We start from the raw sequence: 18,872 nt of genomic DNA, 5'->3' as shown, positions 1-18,872 counted from the left end.
TGGGTGAGCGGTCGCGCCTACCTCAACATGGATGGAGACCACTGATCCAACGCCAACGAAAGGTCGCGAATTTACAGACGGGATGTTGCTTTATCCGTTACAGCGACGTTAATCCATTCAGCATCGACGTACACATGCTTATTTTCGGTTGATTCATGTCAAAACGTGGGCTACGGTCGATGCAAATTCTTGCATCGAGTTATCGCCGTGAACATGAAATCCGCATTGCAATCATTGATCACCGCATGTGTGGTCGCCTTGAGCCCGGTCGCACCTATCCTGGCGCAGGACACCAACGATGCGGTGCGCCTGAAGATCCAGTGGTATCCGACGATGTCCGAGGACGCGCTCGTCCACACGCGCATCTTCCTGGCCTTCCACAACGGCCAGTTCGACAGTTATGACTTCGACAAGCCACTGTCCGATTTCGTGTCTCATTGGATGGCAAGTTCGTTTTCCGAGGAGATGATCCCGGCATTCCTGGACACGTACCCCAACACCCAGGCGGACTGGATATGGAACCCGCCCATGACCAACGTCGGGTATCCCGGCGGGTTGCCTCCCCCTTGGAGAACGACGGTCACCGTAGACCCCACCAAGCATCGTTTCCTCTCCTACCTGTCGCGGCTCCATCCGTCCAACGACGCGTTCATAGGCAATGAGGATCCGTTCGAGATCGAGCTGTTCGACCACAACGGCAAGTTCATGGGACCGTTGTTTGTGGATGTCTACGGCAATCGCGTGGTCGATGCCGGGCTGTGTGTCAACGACGAACAGAACCTTTCGGGAATCGATCACAGCGGCCGGATCCTCTCCTGTCCGGAAAGTGAAGGCGTCGCTCGTCTGCACCCTGGATTCAATGGCTCCCATCGCAATCCCGATGGCCTGCCACAGCGGATACTGGGTGGGGAAACGCTTTACCACCCACCTTCCTCCGACCTCCACCTTGCCTACGATCCGATCAACGCCGACTTCTCGCGGCCCGGCTACCGGATTGGCCGGCTGCGTGTGACGCGCTGGGCGGCCACGGGCAACTGGTCCGGTTCGTGGTACAGCCCGGAGCGTGCCGGTGAAGGCTTCAACGTGGAACTGGTCGAACCGGCACCGGGTGAAGCGCGCACCCGCATTCTGGTCTACTGGTACACCTTCAAGCCGGATGGCAGTGGCGAACAGGTCTGGTTGGCCGGAATGGGCGAATTGGACGCCGACGATGGCGTTGCCGCCGATGTCGAGATGTACCTCACCACCGGCGGCGAGTTCACATCGACCAGCAATCCCGATCTGGTGGATCGCGAACGCTGGGGAACAATCAGGATCGGCTTCGGCGACTGCGCATCCGGTCGGGTGTTCTACCAGCCCGACGATCCCGACTGGCCCAGCGGCGACTACTACATCAATCGCCTCAGCCCGCAGATCGAAGGGCTGGGGTGGGTTTGCCAGCGTACCCCCGATGCCCGACTGATTCTGCCCGAGGATTGAGTTTCTCAAGACATCGCAGATCGGAACAGGTTGCTGGAACCGGACCGAACAGCGTGCACCCCGCGCCTTCGTAGGCGGGTAGCTTGCTGCCCGCTGCGGCCGCCAGGCCGCTGTCAACCCTGCCGCAAGCCCAAACAAGAAGCGTGCGCAGCAAGCTACGCACCTACAAGAGCGAAGAGCGAAGAGCGAAGAGCGATCACCGCCACTGCCCCGCGCCCTTGTAGGCGGGTAGCTTGCTGCCCGCTGCGGCCGCCAGGCCGCTGTCAATGACGCCGCCGCCGCAACCAAAGAGCGTGCGCAGCACGCCGCGGCCGGTGTTGGCGATAGAATCGCTGCATGAGCGAACACTTGCTGCACAGCACCGAGCTGGACGTGCGCTGGGGCGATCTGGATGCCTTCAACCACGTCAACAATGCCGTCTATCTCGATTACATCCAGGAGGCGCGACTGCGCTGGATGGTGACACTGGCGCCCGGCTGGCACGACGATGACGTGCAACCGGTGGTGGTCAATGTCAGCAACAACTACCGCGGCGCCGTCGCCTGGCCGGCGCGGCTGCGCGTCGATCTATCGGTGGGCCGGATCAGTGAACGCAGCCTCACCCTCAACCATCGCCTGGTCGACGCCGGCCATCCCGATACCGTGTACGGCGACGGGCATGTGGTGATGGTGTGGATCAGCCGTCACAGCGGCCAGGCCGTGCCACTGCCCGAGCCGATCAGGACCCTGGGAACCACGATATGAGCCTGAGTGCCGCCGATGCCCTGAAACGCCTGCGCGAAGGCAACCGGCGTTTCGTTTCCGACGACCTCGACAGCGACGCCGCCATCGATCGCGCCCGCCGCACCTCGGTCGCGGCGGCGCAGAAGCCGTTCGCGATCATCCTCGGCTGCTCGGATTCCCGCGTGCCCGGCGAGATCATCTTCGACCAGGGACTGGGTGACCTCTTCGTCATCCGCGTCGCCGGCAATATCGTCGCGCCTTCTCAGATCAGCAGCGTCGAGTTCGCCGCAGAGCGCTACAACACCAAACTGGTCGTTGTGCTGGGCCATTCCAGTTGCGGCGCTATCCTCGCCACCGTCGAGGAGCTGACGCGCACCGATGGCGGCCACTCGCGCAACCTGCACTCGATCGTCGACCGCATCCGTCCGACCGTGCAGCCGCTGCTCGCCACCGAGCTGCGCCATGACCACGACGCCCTGGTGCGCAAGGCGGTGCGTGCCAACATCCGCGCCTCCGCCAACCAGCTGCGGCATGGTTCCGCGGTGCTGGAAACGCTGATCCAGAACGAAGGCGTGCGCGTCGTTGGCGCCGAGTATTCGCTGGAAACCGGCGAAGTGGAGTTCTTCGACGGTGTCGACGGACTCGTCTGACCGGCAACCGGAAAACCAGGGCCCGCCGCGCATCCTGCCATGGCTGGCCCGACTGCCGTTCTACGCCTGGGCCGCGCCCGCCAGCCTGATCGGCCTGCTGGTCGCGCTGCCGGCCTTGCTGGCCGGCGCCAGCCTGCGGCGCATCGACGGCACGCTGGAAGTCGCCGGTGGCCGCCTCCCCGTATGGCTGCGCCGCCTTCCCGGCGGCATCGATGTCGCCGCGATCACCTTCGGGCACGTCATTCTCGGCCGCGATGCGGCGACACTGGGCCATTGCCGGCGCCATGAACAGGTCCACGTCCGCCAGTACGAACGCTGGGGCCTGCTGTTCTTTCCGCTGTATCTCGGCTCCAGTGCCTGGCAGTGGCTGCGCGGGCGTGACCCGTACTGGCACAACCGTTTCGAAGTGGAAGCCTATCGCCTGGAGCGCGAACCGCCGGAGGCCGCCGGCCGCTGATCGGTGGGCGGCGCCGTCAGCGCTGGACGAGCTCGATGTCGACGCTGCTGCCGTCTGCAAGATCCAGGGTAACAGTGACCTTTTCGCCAGGCGACAACGGCGCCCGCGGACGGAACAGCATCAGGTGCTTTCCACCGGGCTGCAGCCGCACGGCTTCGCCCGCCGACAGTTCGAGCCCAGGCATCCGGCGCATGCGCATGACGTCGCCGTCACCCACCATTTCGTGGATCTCGATGGCGCCGAACGCCGGGCTGCGCGCACCGCTGACAGTGACGGCCGTATCGCCGCCGTTGTGGAGCTCGACATAACCGGCGCGGACCGAGGCGCCGGGCGGCGCCTCGCGGATCCAGCCTTCACGGCCTTCGATCGCGCCGGCGGCCGGCCCCGCAACGGCAATGCCGGGCATGAACAGCGAGGCCAACAACAGTTGCACAATACGCATTCCAGTCACCCGATCTGATTCAATAACGCATTACTGGTCCAAGGATAGCGCCTCATGCCCTCCTCCCAGGCAAAGGCCGCGCTGATTGCCACCCTCACGCTTGCCGGCGCGACGGCGTCGTGGGCAGCCGACGGTGGCGGTCCGCGGTATGCACTGACGATCTACACCACCGACGATGCCGCCCCGCTTTTCAGCGGACCGGTGGACTACGAGCCGCCGCCAGGGTATGCGCTCGTGCATGAACGCCGCAGCAGCGAGGTCGGCGCCGGTCGTGGCACCCTCACGCTCAACGGGTTCCCGCGCTACCTCGATGCCGGTGCACTGACGATCACGCTCGAGCAGGGCCATGTCTTCAGCCAGCGCTTCGAGTCCGAACCGCTGCGCAGCGATCGCGTGCTCGAGCGCAGCATCGGCCGGCAGGTCACGGTGGAACAGTACCTGGGCGATTCGCTGGTCGAGATCAGCGGCGAACTGCTGTCCTCGGCGCTGCCGCTGGCGCTGCGCATGGCCGACGGCAGCATCGTCAGCATCAACGACTACAGCCGGTTGCGGCTGGCCAATCCGCCCTCCGGCGTCAGCGCCGTACCGCAGTTGCGGCTGGGCGTCGAAAGTCCGCGCGCTGGCGTGCAGGACCTGCAACTGAGCTATCCCACCGCAGGCATTGCGTGGCGACCGGAGTACGTGGCGCGGCTGAAGGGCGGCCGCGACTGTCGTGTCGATTTCGCCAGCTTCGCGCAGATCGTCAACCAGTCCGGCCACAGCTTCTCGTCGGCGCGCATCAAACTGGTAGCCGGACCGCCGGAACGCGAGAACCTGGCGAGCAGCGGCAACGGCAGCGGCCTGCCGCCGTTCCGGCTGGCGAACCCGGCAGACCTTCCGAATGGCAGCAGCCAGCAGGTTGCGTTGATTCCCGAACAGCGCGGGCAGCGCTGCAAGGCCGACCTGCTCTATGTGGGCCAGGCACTGCGCGTCCATCCCGGTCGCGTGCCCATGACCGATCCGGCCTATGGTGCCGGTGGCATGCGCCAGGTCCGTCGCACGCTGAGCTTCAAGCTGTCCGGCGACGCCACGATCCCGGCCGGCCGCGTCCGCCTGCTGGCCGAAGACGAAGTCGACGGCACCCTGGACATGCTGGGCGAAAAACAGATCGCCGGCACGCGACCGGACCAGCCGCTGGACCTCGGCATGGGCATCGCGCCGGGCCTGCGTGGTGAACGCCAGGTCACCGACTTCCTGCAGGAGCCCGACGGGCTGGCCGTCGCCGAAACCGTGAGCGTGCGACTGCGCAACAGCAACGGAACGAGGCAGCAGGTCCGCGTCCGCGAGCATCTCTATCGCTGGACGCGCTGGGACATCGTCCAGTCCAGCCAGCCGTTCGAACGTCGTGACCATGACGCCATCGAGTTCCTGCTCGACGTGCCCGCCAACGGCGAGGCGTCGATCAGTTATCGTGTGCGCTACCACTGGACGGAACAGTATCAATGACTCTCGGCATCACCGACCACGACGGCGGCATCCGCGTCATCCGCCTGCAGCGCCCACCGGTCAACGCCCTCGATCCCTCGCTGGTTACGGCGCTGGACCAGGCGCTTCGCACTGCGTTTGACGAAGGCATCGGCGCGATCGTGCTGGCGGGTGGACCGAAGGTCTTCAGCGCCGGGCTCGACGTGCCGACACTGCTGGGCCTGGACCGGGCGGCGATGCGCAGTTTCTGGCGCGATTTCCTCGGCGTGGCCGAACGCCTCGCGCGCTCGCCGGTGCCGGTCGCCGCGGCCATCGACGGCCACAGTCCGGCAGGCGGTGCAGTGCTGGCGCTGTTCTGCGACACGCGCATCATGGCGCGCAGCCCGGACCCGGAAAAACCTTTCCAGATCGGCCTCAATGAAGTGCAGGTCGGCCTGCCGGTGCCGGCGGCGATCCAGGCCGCCCTGCGTCGCCAGGTCGGTCCGCGTGTCGCCGAACGCCTGCTGGTCGCCGGTGCGATGGTCGACAGTGCCACCGCACTGTCGATCGGCTTCGTCGATGCGCTGTGCGAAGCCGGCCGTGCCGAAGCCGATGCCCTCGACTGGTGTCGGCGCCACCTGGCACTGCCCCGTCGCGCCATGCTGGCCACGCGCGCGGAAGCGCGGGCCGACCTGGCGGCGCTGTTCGATCACGCCCAGGTCGACATCGACGCGGCTACCGAAGCCTGGTTCAGCGACGAAACCCAGGCCACGATGAAGGCGCTGGTCGCACGCCTGCAGGCCGGCCGCGGCTGAAATCCCGGCCGCGCCAAACGCCAGCCATCGACATTGAAGCCCGACGTGGATCAACCCCATCCGGGACGTGCCGCTCACCGGGCGCCGGTTCGCCGCGCGATCGGGGGCGCAGACCCACCGGAGTCGTCCGACTGTTGCCGACCCGCCCGGTGAGTGGCCTGGCCTGTCGCCTGCGCAGCCGAAAGTCGTCAACGCCGGCTGCGGCGCTGCCGCTTTCAGTCGCCGGTTGCGACCGGCCGCGCGGGATCGACGATCCAGCCGCTCCACGACGGTGCATACAGGCGCGCGCCCGTGAGTCCCGCGTACTCCATCGCCAGCAGGTTGTGGGCGGCGGTCACGCCGGAGCCGCACATGTGCACCACCTCGTCCGGCGAGCGGCCGTCGAGCAGCGCCAGGAATTCCCCGCGCAACCGCGCCGGCGACTTGAAGCATCCGGTGTCGTCGAGATTCAGCGAGAACGGCCGGTTGCTCGCGCCAGGCACATGGCCGGCGCGACTGTCCAGCGGCTCGACGTCACCGCGGAAGCGCGGCGTGGCCCGGGCGTCGAGCAGCAGGACGCGCTGCGCAGCCACCTCGCGCGCCAGCGCGTCGGCGTCGAGGAGATATCGGCCTTCGTCCCAATGCGCGGGATAGTCCTCCCTGCCCTGTAACGGCAAGTCCGCCGCCACCGGCAGGCCGGCCGCCCGCCATGTCGGCCAACCGCCGTCAAGCAGGGCCACCTTTTCATGTCCGCACGTTCGCAGCAGCCACCACGCGCGTGCTGCCGCCAGGGCGCCGCCGGCGGCGTCGTAGCAGACGACCTGGTGGTGCGGCTGGATCCGCCAGCGACCAAGGATGGCGGCGAACACGCGCGGATCGGGCAACGGGTGCCGGCCGAGGCCGGAGCGGCCGGTATCGGACAGGTCGGTATCCAGGTGGGCATAGTACGCGCCCGGTATATGCCCGAGGCCATAGGCCTGCCAGCCGGCGTTGGCATCGCCGAGTTCAAAGCGGCAATCGAGGATGCGAAGGTCAGGATCACCCAGGCGGGCCGAAAGCGCCGACGCGGGAATCACGCTGCTGAAGTCGGTTGCATTCGTCGCGTTCACACCGGTAGTCCTCGCAAACGTTCAAGCAGGCGCTGAAGGATCATCGCCGTCGCCCCCCAGATCGTATGGCCCTCGTAATCCAGCGCCATCAGCCGCATGCCCAGGTCCGGCGTGCGCGCGTAAGGCCGCCACGCTTCCGCACGCGCCGCCAGCGCGAGCGGCAGCTCGAACGCGGCGCTGACTTCGCCTTCATGCAGGCGCAGGCGATACGCGGGATCCAGGCGCGCGACGATGGGTTGCACCGTGAACTGGCTGATGGTCGCCAGCGGCTCGACCCGGCCCAGCGCGCGGATCGACCCGGCGCCGACGCCGACCTCCTCCTCGGTTTCCCGCAGCGCCGCGCAGATGGCATCGCCATCGGTGTCGTCGACGCGACCACCGGGAAAGCTGATCTGCCCGGCATGGTTGCTGAGGCCATCCTGCCGCCGCGTCAGCAACACGTTCAGACCGTCCTGGCGGGGCACCAGTCCGACGAGCACGGCGGCCGGGCGCAGCGGGCGGTCGCCACGCCAGTAGCTGCGCAGGACCTCGAGATTCGCCGGCGGCATCGCCGGCTCCTCCTCCAGCGGCAGCAACCTTTGTGCCAGCGCCGACCAGTAGTCGAGGCGATCAGCGGCGCACACGTTCGGCCTCCCGCTGCGGCAGCACCTCGTCCATCATCCGCTGCCGCTCGCTCTCGTCGAGGCTGAGCCAGGCGCCGATCTCTGCACCCGTGCGTGCGCATCCGATGCAGTAGCCATCGCCGTCCAGCGTGCACACGCCGACGCAGGGCGACGAAATGGCGACAGGTTTAACGCGGGTATTCAAGGCAATGTCATCCACACGCCGTGCGCGGCGCGCAAAAGAAAACGGGGCGGATCGCTCCGCCCCGTCAGCATAACCGGTCCGTGTCCGGACCTTACTTGACTTCGAGCAACTTGATGTCGAAAGCCAGTGCCTCGTTCGGACCGATCGCCGGCGGCTGGCCGCGTTCGCCATAGGCCAGTTCCGGCGGCAGGAAGACCTGCCAGTGGTCGCCGGTCTTCATGCGCGGCAGCACTTCCTGCCAGCCACGCAGCACCTCGTCGACCTTGAAGCTGACCGGCTGGCCACGCGCGAAGGAGCTGTCGAACTCCAGGCCGCTGGCAGCCAGCGAACCGCGGTAGTGGATGCTGACCTCGCTGGTGGCGGTCGGGCTGCGGCCGCTGCCGGCCTCGATCACGCGGTACTGGATGCCGTTCGGCAGCGACTGGATGCCGGTCTTGCCGCGGTTTTCCGCCATGAAGCGGTCGCTCTTGGTCTTGTTCTCGGCCGCGAGCTGGCGCATCTTGGCGACGGCTTCGTCGCGCATCTTGGCCTGGAACGCCATGAGGTTGGCGCGCATGTCCTGTTCGGAGACGGTGGGATCGCGGCGCGCATGGGCGTCCTGGATCGCACGGATCACCGTGTTGATGTCGATATCCGCACTCTTTTCGCGGAAGTCCGAACCCAGCTCGTAGCCGATGGCGTAGCTGAGCTTGTTCTTGTCGATGGCGGGTGCCTGACCCTGACCGCTCTGCGGATTCTGGGCAACGGCGGCGGTGGCAAAGAGTGCCGTGGCAAGGATCACGGCGCGACGCAACAGCATGGAGACCTCCAACGAACGGGACGGATGGGTGAGGCAAGGCGCGGATTATAGGGGAACGGACCCGCCGACGCCGGAGCATGGAGCGCGCCGGTCAGGGAAAGTTCCGACGCGGCGCGTCCGATACCCCGCAACGATGCGGGCAGGCCGTTCGCCGCCGCTAGAATGAACGGCCTTCTGTCCCGTTCCAGGAATGCCTGCCATGAGTTTCGCGACCCTTCTGGTCAGCAACGAAAACGCCGTACGCACCATCGCCATCAACCGCCCGGACAAGCTCAACGCCCTGAACCGGCAGGTGATTTCGGAGCTGCACGTGGCCTTCGACCAGGCCGCCGCGGACGACGGCGTCCGCGTCGTGATCCTGACCGGCGGGGGTGAAAAGGCCTTCGTCGCCGGCGCCGACATCAGCGAGATGACGGCGATGTCGCCGGTACAGCTGCGCGACTTCTCGCGCCAGGGCCAGGCCCTGATGACGAAGATCGAAAGGCTGGGCAAGCCGGTGATCGCCGCGATCAATGGCTTTGCACTGGGTGGCGGCTTCGAGCTGGCGATGGGCTGCCACCTGCGCCTGGCCGCCGATACCGCGAAGATCGGCCAGCCGGAAGTGAAGCTCGGCCTGGTTCCGGGCTTCGGTGGCACCCAGCGCCTGCTGCGCCTGGCCGGCCGTGGCGCCGCCCTCGAACTGTGCCTGACCGGCGAGCCGGTGGACGCGCTGCGTGCCTTCCAGCTCGGCCTGGTCAGCCGCGTCGTCGCCGCCGCCAACCTCGCCGGCGAGACGGCGGCACTGGCCGGCAGGCTGGCGGCGCTGGCGCCGCAGGCGCTGCGCGGCGTCATCGATGCCATCGCCCATGGTGGCGAAGCCGCCCTCGACCAGGGCCTCGACTACGAGACCCAGGTATTCGCCGTGCTCGCCAGCACCGACGACATGCGCGAGGGCACGTCCGCGTTCCTGGAGAAGCGCAAGCCGACCTTTACCGGCCGCTGAGCCGAGAACGCCGACGCGGAGACCGGCGCGTGATCGTGGTGGCCAAGCTGGTCGGCGCGCTGCTGTACCCACTGACGCTGGCGCTGCTTGTCCTGCTGTCCGCACTCGTGCTGTGGCGTCGCCGGCCGCGCTTCGCGCGCGGCCTGCTCGCCGCGGCGGTGTTGTGGTTGTGGCTGTGGTCGACGCCGTGGCTGGCGGAACGTGCCGCCGGCACGCTGGAATCCGCCCATCCGCCCGTCGCCGCCGCCGACCTCCCGGCGGCGGATGTCATCGTCCTGCTCGGCGGCCTGCTGTCACCGGCGCCCGACGGAACCGATCCCGATCTCAACGCCGCCGCCGACCGCGCCTGGTTCGCGGCGCAGCTGTGGAAGGCCGGCAAGGCGCCGGTGGTCCTCTGCAGTGGCGGCCCGGCACCATTGGCGCGCACGTCGGTACCGGAATGTCCCGGGGTGTCACGGCTGCTGCGCGACATGGGCCTGCCGCCGGAGGCGATCCTCGTCGAGGCCGATAGCCGCACCACCGCCGAAAACGCCCGCCACACCCGGGAGCGACTCGGGGCCGGCCAACGTGTCCTGCTGGTCACCTCTGCACGGCACATGCCGCGCGCCCTGGCCGCCTTCCGTCGCGCCGGCATCGACGCCACGGCGGCGCCCACCGACCACCAGTGGCACGACGGCCAACCGTTCGCGTTGATCGACCTGCTGCCGTCGCCGGCAGCGCTGGCACTGAGCACGACCGTATGGCACGAGTGGCTCGGGCGCGCCTGGTATTCGATGACAGGCTGAACCGACGCGACCATTCGACCTTCGCAGGGCGCATGCCGGCTGCAAGTGTCCGACGCGCAAGGCTATAATCGCCTGCTGCGAAGCACCATCACGGACCGCAACGGTCTTACCCTTCTCTGCCAGAGTTGAAGCGTGGACGCAAATCAGCGACAGGCCTTCCAGGCCTCTACCGAGCTGGGCACCGGCAACGCCGCCTATGTCGATGCCCTTTATGAGCAGTACCTGGCCGATCCGGCCTCCGTGTCGGAAGCCTGGCGCAAGCGCTTCGACGCATTGAAGGGACGCGAAGCCGGCGACGTGCCGCATGGCCCGATCCAGGCGCAGATCGCCGAGCTGGCGCGCAGCGGCCAGCGCCGGGCGGTCGCCGCCCAGCCCGGCGACGGCTTCTCGCACAAGCAGGCGGCGGTGCTCAAGCTGGTGACCGCCTACCGCTCGCGCGGCCATGTCGCCGCCGACCTCGATCCGCTCGGCCTGTGGGAAAAGCCGGCCGTGCCGGATCTGTCGCCAGCCTTCCATGGCCTGGGTGACGGCGACCTCGACAGCGAATTCGACACCGGCTCGCTGACCGGTCCGAGCCGACTGCCGCTGCGCGGCATCATCGACCTGCTCAAGCGCACCTATACCGGCAGCATCGGCGCCGAGTTCATGCACATCACCGATACCGCGCAGCGGCAGTGGTGGCACCAGCGACTCGAGGCGGCGGCCGGCAAGTTCGGTTTCGACGCCGAGTCGCGCAAGCGCCTGCTGCTGAAGCTCACCCAGGCCGAGGGCCTGGAGCGCTACCTGCACACCCGGTACGTCGGCCAGAAGCGATTCTCGCTGGAAGGCGGCGACAGCCTGATCCCGCTGATGGACACCTTCGTGCGCAAGGCGGGCGCCTCGCGGGTGCGCGAAATGGTCATCGGCATGGCCCACCGTGGTCGCCTCAACGTGCTCGTCAACACGCTCGGCAAGCCGCCGCAGCAGCTGTTCGCGGAATTCGAAGGTCGCCACGACGGTCCGGAAGATCCGGCCCATTCCGGCGACGTGAAGTACCACATGGGCTTCTCGTCGGACGTCGCGACGCCGGACGGACCGCTGCACCTGGCGCTGGGCTTCAACCCCTCGCACCTGGAGATCATCGACCCGGTGATCGCCGGCAGCGTGCGCTCGCGACAGACGCGTCGCGGCGACGACGCCCGCGAGCAGGTGCTGCCCGTGCTGCTGCACGGCGACGCCGCCTTCGCCGGCCAGGGCGTGGTGATGGAACTGTTCAACATGTCGCAGGCGCGCGGCTTCAAGGTCGGCGGCACCCTGCACGTGGTCATCAACAACCAGGTCGGCTTCACCACCAGCCGGCCGGACGACGCCCGTTCCACACTGTACTGCACGGACGTCGCCAAGATGGTCAACGCGCCGGTGCTGCACGTGAACGGCGACGACGTCGAGGCGGTCGCCTTCTGCGCCCAGCTGGCCTTCGACTACCGCCAGCAGTTCAAGCGCGACGTCGTCATCGACCTGGTCTGCTACCGGCGCCACGGCCACAACGAGGCCGACGAGCCGGCGGCAACGCAACCGCTGATGTACAAGACCATCCGCGCTCACAAGACCACACGCGAGCGCTACGCCCAGACGCTGCAGGACAGCGGCATCATCAGTGCCGACGAGGCCAGGGCGATGGTCGACAGCTACCGCGACCGCCTCGACAAGGGCGAGGTCACCATCGAGCTGGCCGAAGGCATCGCCAAGGATGATTTCGCGCTGGACTGGACGCCTTACCTGCACCACCGCCTGGATGAGCCGGCCGACACCGGCGTCGCCCGCGACACCCTGCTCGACCTTGCAAACCGGATCACGACGCTGCCCGAGGGCTATACGCTGCATTCGCGCGTCGCCAAGATCTACGACGACCGCCGCAAGATGACGGCGGGCGAGCTGCCGATGGACTGGGGCTATGCCGAGAACCTGTCCTACGCCAGCCTGCTCAACGAAGGCTTCCGCCTGCGCCTGGTCGGCCAGGACTGCGGGCGCGGCACGTTCTTCCATCGCCACGCCGTGCTGCACGAACAGAACACCGGCCAGTCCATCCTGCCGTTGCAGTCCGTCGCCGGCGAACCCGGTCACGTGCAGATCTACGATTCGGTGCTGTCCGAAGAGGCCGTGCTCGCCTTCGAATACGGCTACGCGACCGCCGACCCGCAGACGCTGGTGATCTGGGAAGCGCAGTTCGGTGACTTCGTCAACGGCGCCCAGGTGGTCATCGACCAGTTCCTGTCGTCGGGCGAAGCCAAGTGGGGCCGACTCGCCGGCCTGGTGATGTTCCTGCCGCACGGCTACGAAGGCCAGGGCCCGGAGCACAGCTCCGCGCGCCTGGAGCGCTTCTTGCAGCTGTGTGCGCTGGACAACATGCAGGTCTGCACGCCGACCACGCCGGCACAGATGTTCCACATGCTGCGTCGCCAGATGAAGCGTCCCGCGCGCAAGCCGCTGATCGTGATGACGCCGAAGTCGATGCTGCGCCACAAGCTGTCGGTATCGACGATGGATGACCTTGCGCAGGGCGAGTTCCAGCGCCTGATCCCGGACAGTACCGCCGGTGACGCGAAGAAGGTGAAGCGCGTCGTCGTCTGCGCCGGCAAGGTCTATTACGACCTGCTGGAGGAAGCGACCCGCCGCGGGCTCACCGATGTCGCACTGGTCCGCGTCGAGCAGCTGTATCCGTTCCCGCGCGACCTGCTGAATGCGGAACTGTCGCGCTTCGCGCAGGCGAAGGACGTGGTGTGGTGCCAGGAAGAGCCGATGAACCAGGGTGCCTGGTACCAGATCCGCCACCACCTCGAATACTGCCTCGGCGAGACGCTGCCGAAGGCCAAGTTGCACTATGCCGGCCGCTCGCGTTCGCCGGCGCCGGCCTGCGGCCACCTGAGCACCCACGTTGCCGAACAGCAGGGCCTGGTCGACCAGGCGCTCAGCGGCCGCCTCAACGGCAACGGCGCCGCCGAGTAATCCCTTACCGTCGCGACTGACCGCCCCTTTCCACGCACAATACTGCCCGTACCAGGAAACCCGTCCCCATGAGCCTCGAAGTCAAAGTCCCGGTCCTGCCCGAGTCGGTCGCCGACGCCACCATCGCCAGCTGGCACAAGAAGGTCGGCGACAGCGTCAAGCGCGACGAGAACCTGGTCGACCTGGAGACCGACAAGGTCGTGCTGGAAGTGCCGGCACCCGCCGACGGCGTGATCAAGCAGATCATCAGGAACGAAGGCGACACGGTCACCAGCCAGGAGATCCTGGCGATCATCGAGGAAGGCGCTGCCATCGCCCCGGGCGCGGCCGCGGAAACCACTGCCGCGCAGGCCCCGGCGGCGCAGGTGCCCGCGGCGACGCCGGCCAAGGCGGCCGCAGACGGCCCGGCCCTGTCGCCGGCGGCGCAACGCGTCGCCAGCCAGCATGGCGTCGATCCGGCGTCGGTGAGCGGCACCGGCCGCGACGGCCGCGTCATCAAGGAAGACGTGCAGCGCGCGATGAGCCAGCCGGCGGCTGCCGCCGCGGCGGTCCCTGCCAGCGGCCGCGGCGAGCGTCGGGTGCCGATGACCCGCATGCGCGCCCGCATCGCCGAGCGCATGATGGAATCGAAGAACTCCATCGCCATGCTCACCTCGTTCAACGAAGTGAACCTGGCCGCCGTGTCGAAGATGCGCAAGGAACACGGCGAGGCGTTCGAGAAGGCGCACGGCGTCCGCCTCGGCTTCATGAGCTTCTTCGTGAAGGCGGCGGCCGAGGCGCTGAAGCGCCATCCGGTCGTCAATGCCTCCACCGAAGGCAACGACATCCTCTATCACGACTACGCCGACATCTCGATCGCCGTGTCGACGGACCGTGGCCTGGTGACGCCGGTGCTGCGCAATGCCGAGACCATGGATTTCGCGCAGATCGAGAAGGCGATCGCCGACTACGCCAGCAAGGCGCGCCAGGGCGGCCTGCAGCTGGAAGACCTCCAGGGCGGCACCTTCACGATCACCAACGGCGGCGTCTTCGGCTCGCTGCTGTCGACGCCGATCGTCAATCCGCCGCAGAGCGCCATCCTCGGCATGCACACCATCAAGGAGCGTGCGATCGTCGAGAACGGCCAGGTCGTCGCCGCGCCGATGATGTACATCGCGCTGAGCTACGACCACCGCATCATCGACGGCAAGGACGCGGTGACCTTCCTGGTCGACATCAAGAACCAGCTGGAAAACCCGCACCGCATGCTGCTGGGCCTCTGACCGGCCGACCCGTGACGGGCTCCCGCCTGTCGCGATGACACGGAAGCCCCGCTGCTCCGGGATCGGAGGGCGGGGTTTCCGCTTTATGCCGGGGCGAATCATCCGGCTGCGCGTGCGCGGCGATGTCGGGCAGCGGCTGGCGTCCATGGGAAACGTCCCACACGCAAGGGCGTGCGTGCACCGGCGATCTACTCGAACCCGTTGGCGAACAAGCCATCCCGCTGCAGCAGGCCGATGTCGATCATGACGCCGGTGTCCAGCAGCGAAATGTCGTAGCGGCGACCGCGGTAAAACACGACGCCGTTCATCAGTTCGTCGATCAGGCTGGGTGCGCCGCTCCCACCCTGGCCGTGCGCATGAGCGGAATGCGGCGGGTCCAGACCAATCTGCAGGCCGCATCCCAAGCGCGGCAGCGGACTGCCCTCGCGCCAGAATGGGGTCGTTTCCTCCACCGAAGCGCTCCTTGGCTGCCAGGCCCACCCGCGCGTCGGATTGCCCCAGTGCTTGTTGTTGCCGGTGGTGAGAGCCGGCGGTGTTCCCCACGCCGCCCCTGCAGCAGGGCCCATGAACAGCGTGGGCGCAACGGGCAGGAACCAGCGATCGGAGGTTGATCCATAGGTCGGTGGCGTGGTTCCGGTCACCGGATCGGCCCAGCCGTTTTAGGCCAGGACATGGCCCATCTCGTGCAGCATGACGCTCAGCGCGTCGACCTTGTCGAAAGGCACCGGCGCCACGCGATTGACCGGATCGGGGTCGAACCAGAGGTCGTTGCGGAGGCCAGGCCAACCGCAAAGTCCGCGTCATGCTCGAGGAACGAGTTGGGATCCTCGCCGGTCAGCAGTTCGTAGGCGGCACCTTCGTAATACAGCGTGCGTCCGTCAACGACGAGGCCCGCCGGCCCGGCAACGGCGCTCGCCGCGCTGGCCGTTGGCTGGTCGTTGACGAAAAGCCGGATCGAGATCGTGGCCTTCTCGACATGGTCGATAACCTGCAGCCATCGCCGCCCGGCCTCCTGTACGTGCTGGGTGAGCAACTCGCGCTCACCGGCCGTGAGCACCGATGCGGACGCGTCGAACTCGACCTCGAAGTCGACCTGGGCGGGCACGGCCGCTGGCACGGCAAGCGCGGCCAGTCCCAGCACCCTGGAAAAATGCCTTGCGATCATCACCGTCCCCCGCTGCAATGCAGCCCCGGACGTCAGGATACGCCGACGTCCGGACGAAGTGAGAACGGCGTCTCAGGCGGTTCTGCGAATGCGGGCACCCAGCGCGCCCAGCTTCTCCTCGATGTTCTCGTAGCCGCGATCAAGGTGGTAGATGCGGTCGATGAGGGTTTCACCGCTGGCCACCAGGCCACCGAGGATCAGCCCGGCGGAAGCGCGCAGGTCGGTGGCCATCAGCGGCGCGCCGCTGAGCGTGTCGACGCCGCGGATGATGGCGGTATGGCCGTCCAGGCGGATGTCCGCACCCAGGCGGCGCAGCTCCTGCACGTGCATGAAGCGGTTTTCGAAGACGTTCTCGGTGATGACGCCGACGCCGTCGGCGGCACAGTTCAGCGCCGTGAACTGCGCCTGCATGTCGGTGGGAAAGGCAGGATGCGGCGCGGTGCTGATGTCCACGGCGCGCGGGCGGCGCCCCTGCATGTCCAGCCGGATCCAGTCCTCGCCGGTTTCGATGACGGCACCGGCCTGTTCAAGCTTCTCCAGGACGGCATCCATGGTGTCGGGGCGCGCATGGCGCAGCGTGACGCTGCCGCGGGTGATGGCGGCCGCGACCAGGAAGGTGCCCGCTTCGATGCGGTCGGGCAGCACGGCGTAATCACAGCCACCCAGCCGTTCGACACCCTGGATGATCAGCGTCGAGGTGCCGATGCCCTCGATCCGCGCCCCCATGCGCACCAGGCAGTGCGCCAGGTCCGAGACCTCCGGTTCCTGCGCGGCGTTCTCGATGATGGTGGTGCCCTTGGCCAGGCAAGCCGCCATCAGGATGTTCTCGGTGCCGGTCACGCTGACCACGTTCATCACCACGCGGGCGCCGTGCAGGCCACCCGGGCAGCGCGCCTTGATGTAGCCGCCCTCGACGTCGATTTCGGCGCCAAGCTTGCGCAGGCCCTGGATGTGTTCATCCACCGGCCGCGAGCCGATGGCGCAACCGCCGGGCAGCGAGACCTCGGCCTCGCCGAAGCGCGCCAGCAGCGGTCCCAGAACGAGGATCGAGGCGCGCATCGTCCGCACCAGCTCGTAGGACGCGACATGGTTGTTCACGCCGCGCGGATCGGCCTGGATGCGCATGCGGTCACCGACCACGAACCCGACGCCCATGCGGCCCAGCAACTCGACCATCGTGGTGACGTCGCGCAGGTGGGGCACGTTTGACAGTGTCACCGGCTCGTCGGCGAGCAGGGTCGCCGCGAGGATCGGCAACACGGCGTTCTTGGCGCCGGATACGGCGACTTCGCCGGAAAGCGGGACGCCTCCGGCAATCAGGATCTTGGCCATTCAGCTTGGGTCCGGGTGTCAACGGGAATAGTGGCGCGTGCGCTGGCCTGAACGCTGTTCAGGTTCACTGCGACGTTCAGCGCTCGTCAGGCGTCAGGGTCCTGAGCGCGAGGGCATGGATGGCCCCACCCATGAGATCGCCCAGCGTTGCGTAGACGAGCCGGTGCCGCTGCAGCGGGCGCAGGCCGGCAAACGAGGGGGACACGATCTCGGCTTCAAAGTGTACGCCGTCGTCGCCGTGGACACGGACTTCGGCATCCGGCAGGCCGGCCTGGATCAGTTGGCGGATCTGTTCAGCATCCATGCGTATTCGCGAATCGAGGAGTCGATGATGTACAGCTACAATACCAGCTTGTCCGACGTCGAACTGAATCGGCTCACAGAGGCCCGCGAAGACATGAGCGCCCATCCCCGAGTCGTTCCCGCGGCCATCGCCAGCGACGCCGAGTCCCTGGCCCGCACCGGCCGCCGGGTGTTCGAGATCGAAACCCGCTCGCTGGAGGCCGTCAGGCAGCGGATCAATGGCGACTTCCACCGCGCCTGCCGGCTTCTCCTGACCTGCGAAGGGCGCGTCGTCGTCTCCGGCATGGGCAAGTCCGGCCATATCGGCAACAAGATCGCCGCAACCCTCGCGTCCACCGGCACGCCGTCCTTCTTCGTCCATCCGGCCGAGGCCAGCCATGGCGACCTGGGCATGATCACCGACCAGGACGTGATGATCGCGATTTCCTATTCCGGGGAATCCGACGAGCTGCTGACCATCATCCCTGTGCTGAAGCGCCAGGGTACGCGCCTGATCGCCATGACCGGCAACGAGCGCTCGTCGCTGGCGCGCCTGGCCGACGTGCATCTGGACGTCGGCGTCGAAGAGGAAGCCTGCCCGCTGGGGCTGGCCCCGACCAGCAGCACCACCGCTTCGCTGGTCATGGGCGACGCGCTGGCCGTGGCCCTGCTGGAAGCGCGCGGTTTCACCGCCGAGGATTTCGCGCGGTCACATCCGGCCGGCAGCCTGGGCCGGCGCCTTCTGCTGCACATCAGCGATATCATGCACACCGGTGACAGCGTTCCGCGCGTCGGGCCCAGCGCCAGCGTCGCCGACGCACTGGTTGAAATGACCCGCAAGGGCCTGGGCATGACCGGCATCGTCGACGATGCCGGCCGCCTGCTGGGCGTGTTCACCGACGGCGACCTGCGCCGCACGCTGGACGACGCCGCCATCGACCTGCGCGATACGCCGGTGCAGGCACTGATGACGACGCGCGCGAAGACGATCACGCCCTCGCGCCTGGCTGTCGAGGCGGCGCATCTGATGGAAGAACACACGATCCATGCGCTGCTGGTCGTCGAGGACGACGGCACGCTGGTCGGCGCGCTCAACATCCACGACCTGCTGCGCGCCCGCGTCGTCTGAGCGCCTTCCAGGCACACCGAGTCGGGCGGAAAGCAGCCGGCCCGACCACGGGATCGAAACCGAATCCAGTGATCCCGCCTCGAAGCGCCGGCGTTGATCCCACCTTTAAGGGCGGGCCTGGATGCTGCAGAACAACCGCGGCGGGATGCACCGTAAGCGTCCGGTCGCGACACCTGTTTCCGCGCTGCTGATTGCGGTGTGATGAGTGCTCCGGATTTGAAGGAGCGCACTGATGAAGAGCACGCGG

Annotated in this window: 20 protein-coding genes; 11 read left to right on the top strand and 9 right to left on the bottom strand. The window is 67.4% G+C overall.

The features are described from left to right. Positions 1 to 213 precede the first annotated feature (213 nt). The 4 genes from EDC25_RS14010 to EDC25_RS13995 all read left to right on the top strand — a co-directional run bounded on the left by EDC25_RS14010 (position 214) and on the right by EDC25_RS13995 (position 3,309). Entirely contained in the window at positions 214 to 1,479 is a 1,266-nt protein-coding gene (locus EDC25_RS14010) for a spondin domain-containing protein (RefSeq protein WP_243695129.1), read from the top strand. Positions 1,480 to 1,815: 336 nt separating this feature from the next. Next, positions 1,816 to 2,223, top strand: a complete 408-nt coding sequence (locus EDC25_RS14005; protein ID WP_123522310.1) for an acyl-CoA thioesterase — start codon at positions 1,816 to 1,818, stop codon at positions 2,221 to 2,223. Further along, the gene (locus tag EDC25_RS14000) at positions 2,220 to 2,852 is read left to right on the top strand and encodes a carbonic anhydrase (RefSeq protein ID WP_123522311.1); all 633 of its coding nucleotides are present in this window, start codon (positions 2,220 to 2,222) and stop codon (positions 2,850 to 2,852) included. The genes EDC25_RS14005 and EDC25_RS14000 overlap by 4 nt, the downstream gene beginning before the upstream one ends. After that, entirely contained in the window at positions 2,833 to 3,309 is a 477-nt protein-coding gene (locus EDC25_RS13995; protein WP_205984989.1) for a hypothetical protein, read from the top strand. The genes EDC25_RS14000 and EDC25_RS13995 overlap by 20 nt, the downstream gene beginning before the upstream one ends. A 16-nt stretch (positions 3,310 to 3,325) precedes the next feature. On the opposite strand, the gene EDC25_RS13990 is transcribed toward EDC25_RS13995, so the two are convergent. Next, a complete protein-coding gene (locus EDC25_RS13990; protein ID WP_123522312.1) occupies positions 3,326 to 3,751 on the bottom strand; it encodes a copper chaperone PCu(A)C in 426 nt (141 codons plus the stop codon). A 54-nt stretch (positions 3,752 to 3,805) separates the two neighbouring features. On the opposite strand from EDC25_RS13990, the gene EDC25_RS13985 reads away from it, so the two are divergent. Both EDC25_RS13985 and EDC25_RS13980 read left to right on the top strand, forming a co-directional pair. Continuing rightward, positions 3,806 to 5,236, top strand: coding sequence for a DUF4139 domain-containing protein (locus EDC25_RS13985; RefSeq protein ID WP_123522313.1), 1,431 nt, complete (start codon positions 3,806 to 3,808; stop codon positions 5,234 to 5,236). Then, entirely contained in the window at positions 5,233 to 6,009 is a 777-nt protein-coding gene (locus EDC25_RS13980; RefSeq protein ID WP_123522314.1) for an enoyl-CoA hydratase/isomerase family protein, read from the top strand. The genes EDC25_RS13985 and EDC25_RS13980 overlap by 4 nt, the downstream gene beginning before the upstream one ends. Positions 6,010 to 6,224: 215 nt before the next feature. Here EDC25_RS13980 and EDC25_RS13975 read toward each other — a convergent pair whose 3' ends face one another. The 4 genes from EDC25_RS13975 to bamJ all read right to left on the bottom strand — a co-directional run bounded on the left by EDC25_RS13975 (position 6,225) and on the right by bamJ (position 8,703). Next, complete coding sequence (locus EDC25_RS13975) at positions 6,225 to 7,097, bottom strand: sulfurtransferase (protein WP_123522315.1); 873 nt, start codon at positions 7,095 to 7,097, stop codon at positions 6,225 to 6,227. Next, positions 7,094 to 7,720, bottom strand: coding sequence for an NUDIX hydrolase (locus EDC25_RS13970; RefSeq protein ID WP_123522316.1), 627 nt, complete (start codon positions 7,718 to 7,720; stop codon positions 7,094 to 7,096). Before EDC25_RS13970 ends, EDC25_RS13975 begins: the two co-directional genes overlap by 4 nt. After that, positions 7,707 to 7,904, bottom strand: coding sequence for a DUF1289 domain-containing protein (locus tag EDC25_RS14785; protein WP_164484067.1), 198 nt, complete (start codon positions 7,902 to 7,904; stop codon positions 7,707 to 7,709). Before EDC25_RS14785 ends, EDC25_RS13970 begins: the two co-directional genes overlap by 14 nt. Before the next feature lie 91 nt (positions 7,905 to 7,995). Then, entirely contained in the window at positions 7,996 to 8,703 is a 708-nt protein-coding gene (bamJ, locus tag EDC25_RS13960; RefSeq protein WP_123522318.1) for a BamJ family beta-barrel-assembly machinery protein, read from the bottom strand. A 199-nt stretch (positions 8,704 to 8,902) separates the two neighbouring features. Between bamJ and EDC25_RS13955 the strand changes: the two genes are divergently transcribed. The 4 genes from EDC25_RS13955 to sucB all read left to right on the top strand — a co-directional run bounded on the left by EDC25_RS13955 (position 8,903) and on the right by sucB (position 14,717). Continuing rightward, positions 8,903 to 9,685 carry an enoyl-CoA hydratase/isomerase family protein gene (locus EDC25_RS13955; protein WP_123522319.1) on the top strand — a complete coding sequence of 261 codons (783 nt, stop codon included), beginning with the start codon at positions 8,903 to 8,905 and terminating at the stop codon, positions 9,683 to 9,685. 29 nt (positions 9,686 to 9,714) lie between these two features. Further along, positions 9,715 to 10,470: a YdcF family protein gene (locus EDC25_RS13950; protein ID WP_164484068.1), complete on the top strand. Its 756-nt coding sequence runs from the start codon at positions 9,715 to 9,717 to the stop codon at positions 10,468 to 10,470. A 132-nt stretch (positions 10,471 to 10,602) separates the two neighbouring features. Next, a complete protein-coding gene (locus EDC25_RS13945; protein ID WP_132577711.1) occupies positions 10,603 to 13,455 on the top strand; it encodes a 2-oxoglutarate dehydrogenase E1 component in 2,853 nt (950 codons plus the stop codon). A gap of 68 nt (positions 13,456 to 13,523) precedes the next feature. Continuing rightward, positions 13,524 to 14,717 (top strand): dihydrolipoyllysine-residue succinyltransferase, encoded by a 1,194-nt coding sequence (sucB, locus tag EDC25_RS13940; RefSeq protein ID WP_132577709.1) that lies wholly within the window; start codon positions 13,524 to 13,526, stop codon positions 14,715 to 14,717. Positions 14,718 to 14,905: 188 nt separating this feature from the next. Here the strand turns inward: sucB and EDC25_RS13935 are convergent, their stop codons facing one another. From EDC25_RS13935 to EDC25_RS13920, 4 genes are all read right to left on the bottom strand, one after another. Further along, on the bottom strand, positions 14,906 to 15,358 hold the full coding sequence (locus EDC25_RS13935) for a hypothetical protein (protein WP_132577707.1): 453 nt from the start codon (positions 15,356 to 15,358) through the stop codon (positions 14,906 to 14,908). Positions 15,359 to 15,414: 56 nt separating this feature from the next. Next, complete coding sequence (locus EDC25_RS13930) at positions 15,415 to 15,858, bottom strand: hypothetical protein (protein WP_132577705.1); 444 nt, start codon at positions 15,856 to 15,858, stop codon at positions 15,415 to 15,417. Between the two features lie 96 nt (positions 15,859 to 15,954). Beyond that, a complete protein-coding gene (murA, locus tag EDC25_RS13925; RefSeq protein WP_123521440.1) occupies positions 15,955 to 17,214 on the bottom strand; it encodes a UDP-N-acetylglucosamine 1-carboxyvinyltransferase in 1,260 nt (419 codons plus the stop codon). 76 nt (positions 17,215 to 17,290) lie between these two features. Beyond that, complete coding sequence (locus EDC25_RS13920; protein WP_123521441.1) at positions 17,291 to 17,518, bottom strand: BolA family protein; 228 nt, start codon at positions 17,516 to 17,518, stop codon at positions 17,291 to 17,293. Positions 17,519 to 17,611: 93 nt separating this feature from the next. On the opposite strand from EDC25_RS13920, the gene EDC25_RS13915 reads away from it, so the two are divergent. Beyond that, entirely contained in the window at positions 17,612 to 18,625 is a 1,014-nt protein-coding gene (locus EDC25_RS13915) for a KpsF/GutQ family sugar-phosphate isomerase (protein ID WP_123521444.1), read from the top strand. Positions 18,626 to 18,872: the final 247 nt, after the last annotated feature.

Source organism: Pseudofulvimonas gallinarii (assembly GCF_004343305.1).
In the GTDB taxonomy this organism is placed as follows: domain Bacteria; phylum Pseudomonadota; class Gammaproteobacteria; order Xanthomonadales; family UBA2363; genus Pseudofulvimonas; species Pseudofulvimonas gallinarii.
The sequence above is the reverse complement of the archived record's forward strand: the minus strand, read 5'-3'. Positions and strand labels throughout refer to the sequence as shown.

Bases quoted from the DNA above. Each gene is read 5' to 3' on its own strand.
- EDC25_RS14010 (WP_243695129.1), top strand. From the start codon at position 214: ATGAAATCCGCATTGCAATCATTGATCACCGCATGTGTGGTCGCCTTG.
- EDC25_RS14005 (WP_123522310.1), top strand. From the start codon at position 1,816: ATGAGCGAACACTTGCTGCACAGCACCGAGCTGGACGTGCGCTGGGGC.
- EDC25_RS14000 (WP_123522311.1), top strand. From the start codon at position 2,220: ATGAGCCTGAGTGCCGCCGATGCCCTGAAACGCCTGCGCGAAGGCAAC.
- EDC25_RS13990 (WP_123522312.1), bottom strand. From the start codon at position 3,751: ATGCGTATTGTGCAACTGTTGTTGGCCTCGCTGTTCATGCCCGGCATT.
- EDC25_RS13985 (WP_123522313.1), top strand. From the start codon at position 3,806: ATGCCCTCCTCCCAGGCAAAGGCCGCGCTGATTGCCACCCTCACGCTT.
- EDC25_RS13980 (WP_123522314.1), top strand. From the start codon at position 5,233: ATGACTCTCGGCATCACCGACCACGACGGCGGCATCCGCGTCATCCGC.
- bamJ (WP_123522318.1), bottom strand. From the start codon at position 8,703: ATGCTGTTGCGTCGCGCCGTGATCCTTGCCACGGCACTCTTTGCCACC.
- EDC25_RS13955 (WP_123522319.1), top strand. From the start codon at position 8,903: ATGAGTTTCGCGACCCTTCTGGTCAGCAACGAAAACGCCGTACGCACC.
- sucB (WP_132577709.1), top strand. From the start codon at position 13,524: ATGAGCCTCGAAGTCAAAGTCCCGGTCCTGCCCGAGTCGGTCGCCGAC.
- murA (WP_123521440.1), bottom strand. From the start codon at position 17,214: ATGGCCAAGATCCTGATTGCCGGAGGCGTCCCGCTTTCCGGCGAAGTC.
- EDC25_RS13920 (WP_123521441.1), bottom strand. From the start codon at position 17,518: ATGGATGCTGAACAGATCCGCCAACTGATCCAGGCCGGCCTGCCGGAT.
- EDC25_RS13915 (WP_123521444.1), top strand. From the start codon at position 17,612: ATGAGCGCCCATCCCCGAGTCGTTCCCGCGGCCATCGCCAGCGACGCC.